This window comes from Streptomyces sp. NPDC007095 (genome assembly GCF_040634475.1).
Lineage (GTDB): Bacteria > Actinomycetota > Actinomycetes > Streptomycetales > Streptomycetaceae > Streptomyces.
Genome location: NZ_JBEYFS010000019.1, coordinates 24,522 through 36,453 on the forward strand (window position 1 = coordinate 24,522; position 11,932 = coordinate 36,453).

Here is an 11,932-nt window from a genome sequence, read left to right on the forward strand (position 1 = left end):
CGTCCCCAGCAGGCAGCGAAGGGTGACGCGTCTCGCTATGGACATGCAGATCCCATCTTGATGATCCAAGACCCGTTCGTCGGCGGCAGGGCAGCGCAAAGCGGCCGGGGGCCGCACCGGGGATGAGTGATCGAAGAAACACTGGGCCCATTGGTCACATGGGCCACAGCTCGACCACATGGTCGATCACCGTGCAGGAGCCGTCAACCTCCTTGAAAACACAATGAGTTCACGTGCAGCCATATTTCCGACACACAGGGACTCAGCGATTCCGCGGCGGCTCGACGGCGGCCGGTCCGCAGTCGCCCGCGTCAGGCCGAGCGCAGACGCCGACGCCTATGCCGATGCCTATGCCGACGGGGCACGCGATCGACCAGCGCCTTCACCGGGGGAACTCAGTTCCCTCGCTCATGTGCACTGAGTGCCACACTGTCCACACGATGCTAGGTTCCGTCCATGAGCGAGGAACCCCGCGGCGGCGACACCGCCGACACGACGACGGCGAAGCCGCCCATGCGGGACGCGCTGGTCGCGGCGGCCTTCCAGCTGTTCCTGGAGCGCGGGTACGAGCAGACCACGGTCGACGACATCGTCACGCTCGCCGGGGTCGGCCGACGGTCCTTCTTCCGCTACTTCCCCTCCAAGGAGGACGTGGTCTTCCCGGACCACGAGCGCTGCCTGACCGACATGACGGCGTTCCTGGGCGCCGGCACCGGCGAGGAGGAGCCGGTACGCAGAGTGTGCGACGCCGCCCGACTGGTGTTGCGCATGTACGCCGAGAACCCGACCTTCTCCGTGCAGCGCTACCGCCTCACCAAGAAGGTCCCCGGTCTGCGCGCGTACGAGTTGTCGGTCGTCTGGCGCTACGAGCGCGCCCTCGCGGAGTATCTGCGCGACCGCTTCGCCGGCCGGCCCGACGGCACCCTGCAGGCCGACGTCATCGCCGCGGCGGTGGTCGCCGCACACAACAACGCCCTGCGCTCCTGGCTGCGCTCGGACGGACAGAGCGATCCCGACACGGCCGTGGACCACGCGCTGGGATACGTACAGGCCTCGTTCGGCAGCTCCCCCGGGGACGGTCACGCACGGGCCGAGGAGCAGGAGGACGTGGTCGTCGTGATCTCGCGGCGCGGGGCACCGATGTGGCGCGTCGTACGGGAGATCGAGTCCGCGCTCAACCAGGAGTGAGACACCGAATCGCACCCGCTTCCTCATTTGAGGGTACCGAGTGCCTTTACGTGTGGCACTCAGTGCCATACTCTGTGGCTCGTGCGCGGCGCTCCGGGCACCTCAGACTCCGGCCCAGTGCAGGGAGATGACACGTGTACCACTCAGGAATCGCCCTTCATCCGGGCGTCGGACCCGCGACGGACATACTCGGCAGCGACTCCGCGCCGAACGGGACGTCGACCTCGGACGCTCTCCTCTTCCAGCGGTGCCGCTGGTGCGGGACGGCGATGTACCACCGCCTTCTCTGCCCGGTCTGCGCGGGCAGCGACCTGCGGACGGAGACGAGCGCGGGGGCCGGCGTCGTACGCCACTCCACCGTCGTCCACCGCAACACCCCGGCGGCCCGGAACGTCTCCCTCATCGAGATGACGGAGGGGTTCACCGTGCGCGGTCGGGTGATGGGCGCGCCCGCCGACGTCCACAGCGGCGACCGTGTCCAGCTCTCCACCGTCCAGGATCCGGTGCGCAACCAGCCGGTCTTCCAGCTCGTCGACGGTCCCTATCGCGGCTGGAGTTGACGTGGGGTGACCGAACGAACCGGCGCGTGCTGCCGGTTCGCCAGTCACCCGGAGAGAACCCTCAGCCGTACGTGATGTCGGACGTCGCGTACTTGCAGTACGTGCTGTCGGGGCCGGTCCCGTTCGTGGTCGGTTCGGCCCCCGTGTTGTTGCCGATGTACTTCTGGCAGGGGATGATCTTCTTGCTGGAATCCCCGACGATCTTGATGGCCTTGAGGGTCGCGCTGTCGCCGTAGTTGGTGTTGATGCCGACGAGCTTGCTTCCCTTGTAGGTGGCCTCGATCCCGTTGAGGTTGATCGCCCGCTTGTACTGCGTCTTGCAGTTGCCGCACGAGCGGACGAACGTACCGAAGGTCTGCACCGCGAAGTTCGAGACGTTCAGCGTTCCGGCGCCGTTGAACTGGAACACCTTGTCGCTGGCTTCCTTCGCGCCGCCGCCCGAGACGGTGTAGACGTTGGACGACGAGGAGCCCAGGAACGTCGCCGCGTCCTCGCCCACATCCTCCCACCAGACATTCTGCAGCGTGCAGTTGCCCAGGCAGTGGATCCCGTCCGCGGCGGGGGCGCCGATGATGACGTTCTTCAGAACGGTACCGGCGGCCAGCTCCAGGATCGGTCCCTGGTCCTCGTCCTGACTGCCGGAGCCCAGGTCGCCGGTGCCGTAGAGCCGCTTCATCCCGTAGTCCTTGGTACCGGAGACCGAGATGGTGGCCGAGACCGCCTGACTGCCGTTCGCGGTGGGCCAGGTGGCGGCACTCGCCGGAGACAGGCCACCGTCTGCCATGATCATGACAGTCGACAGGCCGGCTGCGGCCAGGTAGCCGGTGAGGGCGCGCCGCCGGGCGCGCGGGCGTGCTGATGAGGTCATGTCCCGATTCCTCCTTCTGAACGTGGGGGCGGTCAGAGCTTTCCGGCGCCCGCGCCGGACGTCACCGAGGCGACGACACTCGAGGCGGGCTCGGCGGTGTAGCTGTAGGGCGGGGCGGTGAAGGTGCCCACCTGCGAGATCTCGGTGGCGGCTCCCCCGAGGTCGTTGCCGCGCAGGTTGGCGTATCCGTCGACGTCGCTGTCACGGTTGGTCTTAACGGCGACCGTCGTGGTGCGGAAGACGTTGTTCTCGACGAGCATCTGGGCGCCCATGCGGGAGTGCACGGCGGTGTCGGCCCCGACGACGTAGTTGTCGTAGAAGTGGCCGGTGCCGAAGCGCAGGCTGGGGATGCGGGAGTTGACGTTGTCGAACCAGTTGTGGTGGTACGTCACCCGCAGATGCCCGGTGTCCTCGCTCGCGTTGTTGTCGCTGTGACCGACGAGCGAGCCCTTGTAGTGGTCCTTGAAGGTGTTCCAGGACACGGTGACGTAGTCGGAGCCGTGATTGATGTCGAGCAGACCGTCGTAGTAGTCCTTGCCGTGGTCACGGTCGGACGAGAAGGAGTTGTGATCGATCCACACCTTCGTCGACGCCTGCACGGTGATGCCGTCGGCCGGCTTGAGCGGCTTGCTGATGTTCAGGTTGCGGACGACCACGTTGGTCACCTTCTTCAGCCGCAGTCCGCCGCCGGTGAAGCCGGACGCCGAACCCACTCCGAGAACGGTGGTGTTGGAGCCGATGTCGACCTGTCCACTGAGCATGATCGGGCCGTTCACGCGCACCACCTTGGCGGTGTCGCCCGTGACGGCCGCCTTGAAGGCGTCGAGGGTCGAGACGGTGACGGCGGTGGCTCCCCCTCCGCCGGTGGTCCCGGCACCGAAGCCGACCGGCGAGGTGTCGGCCGCCGAGGCGGACGACGGGAGGGTGAGAGCGGTGGTAGCGGCCAGGGTGGCCGTAGCCAGGGCCAGTCTGCGGGTGCGTGTTCGTGGGGGGCGAGTACGCATGCGGGTGCGTCCCTTCGGGAGTGCCGCAGGTCATGTACACGAACGATGTACACGATGACGAACAGCATGAGGCGCTCATGACGCTCACACCGAGAATCTTCAGCTCCAGGGAGTGCGCACATTCCCAGGTGATGCGGCTCGGAGATCCGATGTCTCACATATGAGATGCCAGGCGCGGGTCAGGCTGCTGAACGGGAAACGTAAGGGGTAAGCGCTTTCTAGTCAACTCTTCGCGCAGAACACATCCGGTCGACTCCCCCAGCCCCGCCCGATCGGTGACACAAGGAAGCCGGGCCCGATCCACGGAGGGATCGGGCCCGGCGAGTCTGTTCGGCCGCGCCGCGAGGGATGCCGCGTCAGCTGAGGCCGAGGTCGGAGAGAGCGGTGGTCCAGTCGTTGATGATGGCGTCCTGGGCGTCGGAGAGCGAGACCGTACCCGCGCAGACGGCCTTCTTGAGCTTGTTCTCGACGGTGTCCTTGTTGGCCGCGGTCTTGGTGCCGTACTGCGGCTCGGGCCAGAGGTTGAGCTCGCTCTTCGGGGCACCGCCGAGTTCCAGGGGCACGAAGTGGTCTTCCTCGTAGTCCGAAGTGCTGGTGTCGGTGTAGCCGTACTCGACGATCTGCTTCTTCTTCAGAGCGGTGGTGTACGAGCTGGAGGGCCGTACGGTCGCGGTCCAGCCGGAGACACAGATCGTGGAGTCGATGGTGGACTGGGTGACGTCCGGGTTGAGGGCACCGGGCTGGCAGCCGGGGTCCGGCAGGGGAAGGTAGGCCTGGCTGCACGTCGCGGCGTGAGCGCTGCCGGTGGCGACGGTGATGCCGGCGGCGGCGAGGGCGAGGGCGGACAGGGAGGTGATGAGGGGGCGGGATATGCGGGACATCGTGGGGGTCTCCCGATGTGGTGCCCGGCAGGAGTTCCGGGCGGTCGTGGGCATGACAGCACTGGGAGCGTCTATGCGGGTAGACCCTTTGACCGGACCGGGAGACGCTTGGTTGAAGATTTGTCCATGACCTGACAGCCTCAGATGAAGTCATGGTCCCGGCTTGGTTGTTCAACGCGGGACGTCTTCGGAGCCGCCTCGGCGTCGGGGGACCGCGTGCGGGAAATCGCCGACGGATCCGGGGCCTCGGCCCCGAAGTCGCCGGGGACGGAACGCACCATCCGTCCGGAGTGAAGCCGACCACGCTCTGCCGGCTCCTCCCCGCCGAGGTGGCGCGCGTCGGCGAGCTTGTCGCCGCCCGCCACGGAAAGTTCGTCGCCCTCGCGGAGACGGCCGGGCAACACCCCCGGGGATGCCCCGAGGACCCCTCTCGCAGTGCCTGCGCCGTGGGCCTCGTCGTGGCCGCCCGGGCGGTCGCCGCCGGCCGGCTTCATATGAGCGGGGCAACCCCCCTCACATTCGAGAGAGCTGTCTCGTCATAGAGGTATGAACTCGAAAATCAGGTACGCCGGTCTCGGTCTCCTGGCCGTGACCGGGCTGTACACAGGCATCTGGGCCTACTGCTCCCCGACGAGCTGGTACGCGAACTTCCCCGGCCTCGGACTGAGCTGGCTGCCCCAGCTGGGCCCCTACAACGAACACCTCGCCAAGGACGCCGGAGCCATGTTCCTGGCCCTGGCCGTCCTGACCGTCATCACCCTGCGCTCCGTGCACAACACACGGCTGGTGCAGACGACAGGTGCCGTGTGGCTGCTCTTCAACGTGCTGCACTTCAGCTACCACGTCCAGCACCTCGACATGTACAACACCCGCGACCAGATCCTCAACGTGGTCTTCCTCGCCGCACTCATCCTGCTCGCGGCCCTGCTGCTGCTCCCCGCCCTCCCCGCACGACAGGACCGCGCACGATGACCCACAACCGCAACGGCGACAACGGCAGCGTGAGCGCGAAGGAGGAGCCCGGCGTGCGGGTGGCAGTGGCAGGCGGTACCGGACTGGTGGGACGGTGTGTGGTCGAGGAACTGACGGCGGCCGGGCACCACCCGGTGGTACTGGCCCGGTCCACAGGGGTGGACCTCGTGACCGGCACCGGACTCGACGCGGCCCTGGCCGGCGTGGAGGCCGTCATCGACGTCACCAACGTGACCACCACGAGCGGCAAGAAGGCCATCGCCTTCTTCGACCGCGTCGCCCACGCCCTCCTGGACGCCGGTGAACAGGCCGGGGTCCGCCACCACATACTGTTGTCGATCGTCGGGATCGACCGGGTCGGCCTCGGCTACTACCAGGGAAAACTGCGCCAGGAGAACGTGCTGAGAAGCGGGCGGACGCCGTGGACGGTGCTGCGCGCCACCCAGTTCCACGAGTTCGCCCAGCAGACCCTCGACCGGGTCCCCGGACCGCTCGCGGTCGTACCCCGGATGCGAACCCAACCCGTCGCCGCCCGCGAGGTCGCGCAGCACCTCGTACAACTCGTCCCCGCCCCGGCCCAGGGCATGGCCCCCGAACTCGCCGGACCGCGTGTCGAACAGGTCGTCGACATGACGCGACGTCTGCTGCGGGCCCGCCACCAGCACCGGCTGCTGCTGCCCGTAAAGATGCCCGGCGCCACCGGCACGGCCATGACCGGCGACGGCCTGCTCCCCACCGGACCCGGCCCCCGCGGCAGCCAGACCTTCGACGAATGGCTCACCCACCACACCGCCCTCCACGCCCACCACGCCCACCACGCCCACCACGCCCACCACGCCCACCACGCCCGCCAGGGAGGATGACGGCCCCGTGTCCACACCCCTGGGACCCGACCAGGACCCCACCCTCGGCAGCCTCATGGCCGAACGCCGCCGCCTGCTCAACCTCGGCTACCGCATGCTCGGATCCCTGCAGGACGCCGAGGACGTGGTCCAGGAAACCTACGCCCGCTGGTACAGCCTGCCCGAGAAGGAACAGCAGGCGATCGTCGCACCGCTGGCCTGGCTGACCCGGGTCGCCTCCCGGATCTGCCTGGACCACCTCACCTCGGCCCGCGTCCGCCGCGAGCAGTACACCGGTGAATGGCTGCCCGAGCCCGTCCGGCACAGTGCCGCGTGGACCAGCGCAGGCGATGAGGGCTGGGCCGACCCTGCCGACCGGATCACCCTCGACGAGTCGGTCAGCATGGGGATGCTGGTGGTCCTGGACTCGTTCACTCCCGCGGAGCGCGTGGCCTTCGTCCTCCACGACATCTTCGGCATGCCCTTCACCGAGATCGCCGACACCGTGGGCCGCACCCCCGCCGCCTGCCGCCAGCTCGCCTCCTCAGCCCGCCGACGCATCGCCGACCAGCGGCCCGGCAGCAGTACCGCAGACGAACACCGGCAGATCGTCACCGCGTTCCGCCACGCCTGCCGAACCGGCGACCTAGACACCCTCGTCGCGCTCCTCGACCCCGCCGTCGAGTCACGCAGTGACGGAGGCGGCAAGGTCCGTGCCGCCCTGCGCCCGATCATCGGCCGGGACAAGGTCGCCCGCCTCTTCCTCGGCCTCATGCGCAACGAACCCGAGGTGGAACTCGTCGAGGAGGATGTCAACGGCACCCCCGGCGTCACCGTCCGCATCGCCGGCACCACGATCGCCGTCCTCGCCGTGGACATCCACGACGGACTGATCACCGACGTGTGGATGGTCCTCAACCCCGACAAGCTCCACGCCTGGACCGGCTACGAAACCCGCTGAGGAGCGGAGCCGTGCGGCCGGGTCGTCCCGCTCGCGTGGGTCTACCGCGGCTCGAAATTGGGCTCGCCTCCCGTCAGGTCGCGGCTGAGGTCCCACAGCCGGGCCGCGACCAGGGCGTCGGCGAAGTGGTCCCGTACAGGTTCGAGCCTCGGTTCGCCGCGCAGGCCGAAGACCGTCGGCCCCCACAACTGCCCTCCTCCCACCCTGGGGTCGAGAACGGCCCGCACCACGGGCCACGCACCGGCCTCCTTGCCCTGGACGAGGAGGCCGGCAGGCAGGCCGCGCAGCCGTTCACCGGTACTGCGCACGTGCACCGGCGGCCGGGAAGGGGTCAGGGAGTCCAGTGCGCCGCCGGGGTGAGCCACCACACTCAGCACCGAGCTGCCTGCCGCCCGCAGACGGCGGTCGAGCTCGAATCCGAAGGTCATCTGCGCCAGCTTCGAACGCCCGTAGGTGCGCTTCGGCCGGTAGTCCCTGCCGGACTGCGGATCGTCCAGGTCCAGCCGCTCGGACCGCGCCGCGAAACTGCCGACCGTCACGACGCGAGCCGTCGGTGCGGCCGACAGCAGCGGCGCCAGCCACCGGGTCAGCGCGAAGTGCCCGAGGTGATTGGTTCCGAACATCAGCTCGTTGCCGTCCCCGGTCCACCGGCGCGGCGGCTCGTCGAGCGCCACCCCCGCGTTGCAGACCACCGCGTCGAGGCGCTCCGTATCCAGCGAGTCCACCGAGGTTCTGAGCGACGCCAGATCGGCGAGGTCCAACCGGAGACGGCGCAGCCGCGCACCGCGGACGCGGGATCGGATCGACCCCATGGCGGCTTCGGCCTTCGCCGGATCCCGGCTGCCCAGGACGACGGTGGCCCCGGTCCCGGCGAGTTGCTCGGCGACGAAATACCCGATGCCCGCGTTGCCGCCGGTGATCAGGAAGGTGCTGCCGTCGGCACGCGGCAGCCGACGGACATCCCACGGCCAGGTACGGGACATGGACGACATGGACGACATGGGGCAGGCTCCTGGTGCTGGGTGCGACGGGACGGCTCCAAGGTCGCAACCGCGGCTGACAGATCACCTACAGGTCACCGACAACCCCGACAGGCCCCCGACAACCCCACCCACCGGACGACCAGGCATACGTTCCGCTTGTGAGCGTTGGCGCGATCGCCGGATCGGCCGACCGAGGGACGCCAGCGTGCGCCTGTCACTGTTCGTGTGCGTGCACGGCCCATGTGCGTGCGCACCACGTGCACGAGGGGGAATCGCTCATGGGGAAGACGCGCGTGCCCGGAGTACTGGGCCGCCCGGCCCTCGCATCGGTCGCGGGGGCTTTTCTCGTTCTGGCCGGGCCCGGCGCCGCTCGGGCCACGACCAACGTGGACATCCCGGCATCGACCGACGGAGGCATCTCGGCCACCGTCAGGTTCTACAAGCAGACGGTACCGCAGCCGTACAACCCTGACCCCACCGCCTACTTCGGCGACCGTAAATGCCTGGTCGTCTACCACGACTACGACCCGACCCCGGGCTGCGGCGGCTTCAGGCTCGACGTCGTCCTGCACAACGTGCGCAACCAGCCCGGCTATCTGGCCGGACTCACCAGCGTGGGCGGCAGATTCGCCGCGTACGCCGACACCGCGCGCACCTTCGGCTGTCTGCGCCCGGACGGCGCCTTCGACCACGGTACGAGTTTCGTCGTCCGCACCACGCGACAGCAGCTCCTGGACAACTACTTCTATCCGGACAGCAACTACATCCTGTCCTGGGACCGGAACCACGACTCGGACGAGGGGCCGAAGTTCTACATGAACTTCCCACCCGTACAGGTGAGTTGTCCTGACGGCATGACGCCGACCCAGTTCGGGCTCAAGGTCTCCGACATCACCATCGGCATCGACGACCCGAATGTCTTCGGAACGACGACCTGGAGCACTCCGGGACCGTTCTACGGGTGACACGGACAGGAAGGGGTGAGGGCCCGGCGGTGGTCGGGCCCTCACCCTCTCCTCACGCGGTCAGGGAGATGCGAACCCCGACCGTGCCGTCCTTCCCTCGCCGCAGACGGCTGCCGAAGAGGGTGAGACGGCCGAGGACGCCGTACTTGCCGGCGATCAGCTGTCGGTAGCGCGCGGTGGCGGCCGGGTCGAGGATCTCCGCCGTGGCGGGGACCTGCTCGCCGGTCGGATTGCCGCGCACGTCGCACGGACCCACCAGAACGTCGGCCCGGTTGCGGATCCGCTTCACCTTCCAGGAGTCCGCGCTGGTCCAGGCGCCGAGCGCCGCACCGTCCCGGACCACCCACACGGGCGTCGCCACACCCGTACCGTTCTTGCGGTAGCTCGTGATCAGCAGGAACTTGCTTGAAGCAAGCGCGTCCAGCTTCGTCTCGTCCATGCGGGGAGTCTAAGCAGTCAGGGCCGGGAGTCCAGGCCGCCCGTTCAGGACAGCTGGCCGTTGTAGTCCGGCAGCTTGAACGTGCGCTCGGCGTGGCCGCCGACGAGGTCGGAGTCGTTGTTGCCGACATTGGCGATGATCGTGTAGCCCAGCGACTCGATCTCCGCGCGCTTGCTGGTCTTGTAGGCGCTGACCTCGTCGAACAGGTCGGGCAGGTCGCGCGTGTAGAGACCGGAGACCGGGTAGCCGACGCTCGTCAGATTCCACTGCGTCAAGGACGAGATGATGCCCGGACGTGCGCTGATGAAGAAGATGTCGACGCCGCGGGAGCGCGCGAAGCGGGCGAGGTCGAGCGAGGGCTTGACCGCCGGGGTCGGCAGCTCGTACCACGGGTGGAAGTCCGTCTCCAGCGTGGTGTTGTCGATGTCGAAGACGAGGGCCAGCTTCTGCCCGGCGGCGTTCGCGGTGCGCTGCTCGACGTAGGGCCGCGCCTGGTCGATGACCGCCTTGACGTCGCTCTGCCAGGTGGCGTAGTCGACCGCGGCCGTCGTCGCCGACGCGCTCACCGCCGTCTGGGCCGGAGCCGCGGCGGCGGTCCCCGCAGCGGTGACCGTCCCCCCGATGCCCAGCGCCACGACCGCCGAGACCGCGCCGATCCGGCGCCCCACACCGCGTCCTGTCATGCTCGTCCCCTTTTCATGTCGGAGCGGCGAGGTGCCTCGACCGTCGCCGCTGGACAGATGATCGTGCCTAAGGATGTACGAAAAGGGAAGAGGAAGTTACTGATCGGTAGAAGAACTCGTGGCCGCCGTCCTCCCCTCCGGCGCTGGGTGGCACCCGGGGTCATCCCGTGTGAGCCTGGGCTCGCGGGCGGCGGGCCGCGATGTCGGCACACGGAGAGAGGCAGCTGGGATGGACGCACCGAACATCGTGATCGTCGGCGGCGGGTTCGCCGGCGTCGAGTGCGCACGCGGGCTCGAGCACGCACTTCAACCGGGCGACGCCCGGATCACCCTGGTCAGCCCCACCGACTACCAGCTCTATCTGCCGCTGCTGCCGCACGTCGCCGCCGGTGTCGTCACCCCGCAGTCCGTGGCCCCCTCGCTGCGCCGGATCCTGCGCCGCACGACGTTCATGCCGGGCGGGGTGATCGGCGTGGATCCCGCGTCCAAGAGGTGCGTCGTACGCAAGATCACGGGGGAGTTCGTCGATCTGTCGTACGACTACTTGCTGCTCACCCCGGGCAGCGTGACCCGCACCTTCGACATCCCCGGTCTCCTCGACGAGGCGCGCGGGATGAAGACGCTCGCCCAGGCGGTGTATCTGCGTGACCATGTGATCGCCCAACTCGACCTGGCCGCGGCCACGTCGGACGAGGACGAGCGGGCGGCGCGACTGCAGTTCGTCGTGGTCGGCGGCGGATACGCGGGCGCCGAGACCGCGGCCTGCCTGCAACGCCTGACCACTGCCGCGTCGAAGCGCTACCACCCGCGCCTGGATCCCGGGCTCATCAAGTGGCACCTGCTGGACGTCGCCCCCAAGCTGCTCCCGGAGCTCGGGGACAAGCTCGGGGCGAGTGCGCTGCGCCTGTTGAGCGAGCGCGGACTGGAGATCTCTCTCAAGACGACCGTCGCCTCGGTCACGGAGGGCAAGATCACCCTCACGGACGGCCGGGTACTGCCGTCACGGACGCTGGTATGGACGGCCGGTGTCGCGGCGAGTCCGCTGGTCGACTCGCTGGGCGCGGAAACCGTACGCGGCCGGGTCCTCGTCGAGCCGGACTTCAAGGTGCCGGGACTGGACGGGGTGTTCGCGCTGGGCGACGCGGCCGCCGTGCCCGACCTGGCCAGGGCCGACGGTTCCTACTGCCCGCCGACCGCCCAGCACGCCGCCCGGCAGGGCCGGCACGCGGCGAAGAACCTGGCGGCGCTGCTGCGGGGGCAGCCCATGACGCCGTACAAGCACAAGGACCTCGGCCTGGTCGTCGACCTCGGCGGCCACGACGCGGTGTCCAAGCCGCTCGGTATCGGTCTCAAGGGCGTGCCCGCGCAGGTCGTGGCCCGTGGATACCACCTGTACGCGCTGCGCACGGGCACGGCCCGGTTCCGCACGGCCGCCAACTGGTTCCTCAACGCGGTCGCGGGCGACGACTTCGTGCGCACCGGCTTCCTCGCCGACCGGAAGGGGACCCTGCGGGAATTCGAGCACACCGACAGGTACCTGACGCCGGAGGAGGTCGCCGGCCGCCTGCGCAGTTAGGGCCTGCCCG

At 68.8% G+C, this 11,932-nt stretch carries 13 protein-coding genes; 7 read left to right on the forward strand and 6 right to left on the reverse strand.

Annotation, left to right across the window (positions count from 1 at the left end):
- The first annotated feature begins 513 nt into the window (after nucleotides 1–513).
- Both ABZ656_RS09405 and ABZ656_RS09410 read left to right on the forward strand, forming a co-directional pair.
- On the forward strand, nucleotides 514–1,188 hold the full coding sequence (locus tag ABZ656_RS09405; protein WP_180362396.1) for a TetR/AcrR family transcriptional regulator: 675 nt from the start codon (nucleotides 514–516) through the stop codon (nucleotides 1,186–1,188).
- A gap of 185 nt (nucleotides 1,189–1,373) precedes the next feature.
- Nucleotides 1,374–1,748 (forward strand): zinc ribbon domain-containing protein, encoded by a 375-nt coding sequence (locus tag ABZ656_RS09410; protein WP_360266219.1) that lies wholly within the window; start codon nucleotides 1,374–1,376, stop codon nucleotides 1,746–1,748.
- 61 nt (nucleotides 1,749–1,809) lie between these two features.
- On the opposite strand, the gene ABZ656_RS09415 is transcribed toward ABZ656_RS09410, so the two are convergent.
- From ABZ656_RS09415 to ABZ656_RS09425, 3 genes are all read right to left on the reverse strand, one after another.
- Nucleotides 1,810–2,616, reverse strand: a complete 807-nt coding sequence (locus ABZ656_RS09415) for a pectate lyase (RefSeq protein ID WP_101402637.1) — start codon at nucleotides 2,614–2,616, stop codon at nucleotides 1,810–1,812.
- Nucleotides 2,617–2,648: 32 nt separating this feature from the next.
- A complete protein-coding gene (locus ABZ656_RS09420; RefSeq protein WP_360266141.1) occupies nucleotides 2,649–3,620 on the reverse strand; it encodes a polysaccharide lyase family 1 protein in 972 nt (323 codons plus the stop codon).
- A 356-nt stretch (nucleotides 3,621–3,976) separates the two neighbouring features.
- Nucleotides 3,977–4,501, reverse strand: a complete 525-nt coding sequence (locus ABZ656_RS09425; protein ID WP_101402635.1) for a hypothetical protein — start codon at nucleotides 4,499–4,501, stop codon at nucleotides 3,977–3,979.
- Between the two features lie 546 nt (nucleotides 4,502–5,047).
- Between ABZ656_RS09425 and ABZ656_RS09430 the strand changes: the two genes are divergently transcribed.
- Genes ABZ656_RS09430 through sigJ form a run of 3 tightly spaced genes read left to right on the forward strand, consistent with a single transcriptional unit; the run spans nucleotide 5,048 to nucleotide 7,276 of the window.
- A complete protein-coding gene (locus ABZ656_RS09430; RefSeq protein ID WP_101402633.1) occupies nucleotides 5,048–5,473 on the forward strand; it encodes a hypothetical protein in 426 nt (141 codons plus the stop codon).
- The gene (locus ABZ656_RS09435; RefSeq protein ID WP_360266148.1) at nucleotides 5,470–6,336 is read left to right on the forward strand and encodes an NAD(P)H-binding protein; all 867 of its coding nucleotides are present in this window, start codon (nucleotides 5,470–5,472) and stop codon (nucleotides 6,334–6,336) included. The genes ABZ656_RS09430 and ABZ656_RS09435 overlap by 4 nt, the downstream gene beginning before the upstream one ends.
- Nucleotides 6,337–6,343: 7 nt before the next feature.
- The gene (gene sigJ, locus ABZ656_RS09440) at nucleotides 6,344–7,276 is read left to right on the forward strand and encodes an RNA polymerase sigma factor SigJ (protein WP_360266151.1); all 933 of its coding nucleotides are present in this window, start codon (nucleotides 6,344–6,346) and stop codon (nucleotides 7,274–7,276) included.
- A gap of 41 nt (nucleotides 7,277–7,317) precedes the next feature.
- Here sigJ and ABZ656_RS09445 read toward each other — a convergent pair whose 3' ends face one another.
- On the reverse strand, nucleotides 7,318–8,268 hold the full coding sequence (locus ABZ656_RS09445) for an SDR family NAD(P)-dependent oxidoreductase (protein ID WP_360266222.1): 951 nt from the start codon (nucleotides 8,266–8,268) through the stop codon (nucleotides 7,318–7,320).
- Nucleotides 8,269–8,537: 269 nt separating this feature from the next.
- On the opposite strand from ABZ656_RS09445, the gene ABZ656_RS09450 reads away from it, so the two are divergent.
- Nucleotides 8,538–9,224, forward strand: coding sequence for a hypothetical protein (locus tag ABZ656_RS09450; RefSeq protein WP_360266154.1), 687 nt, complete (start codon nucleotides 8,538–8,540; stop codon nucleotides 9,222–9,224).
- Nucleotides 9,225–9,276: 52 nt separating this feature from the next.
- Here the strand turns inward: ABZ656_RS09450 and ABZ656_RS09455 are convergent, their stop codons facing one another.
- Both ABZ656_RS09455 and ABZ656_RS09460 read right to left on the reverse strand, forming a co-directional pair.
- Nucleotides 9,277–9,663, reverse strand: a complete 387-nt coding sequence (locus ABZ656_RS09455) for a PPOX class F420-dependent oxidoreductase (RefSeq protein ID WP_101402631.1) — start codon at nucleotides 9,661–9,663, stop codon at nucleotides 9,277–9,279.
- A 44-nt stretch (nucleotides 9,664–9,707) separates the two neighbouring features.
- Entirely contained in the window at nucleotides 9,708–10,346 is a 639-nt protein-coding gene (locus ABZ656_RS09460) for an HAD family acid phosphatase (protein ID WP_101402630.1), read from the reverse strand.
- A 229-nt stretch (nucleotides 10,347–10,575) separates the two neighbouring features.
- Here ABZ656_RS09460 and ABZ656_RS09465 point away from each other — a divergent pair, with 229 nt between their 5' ends.
- Nucleotides 10,576–11,922, forward strand: a complete 1,347-nt coding sequence (locus ABZ656_RS09465) for an NAD(P)/FAD-dependent oxidoreductase (RefSeq protein ID WP_101402629.1) — start codon at nucleotides 10,576–10,578, stop codon at nucleotides 11,920–11,922.
- The last annotated feature ends 10 nt before the right edge of the window (nucleotides 11,923–11,932 follow it).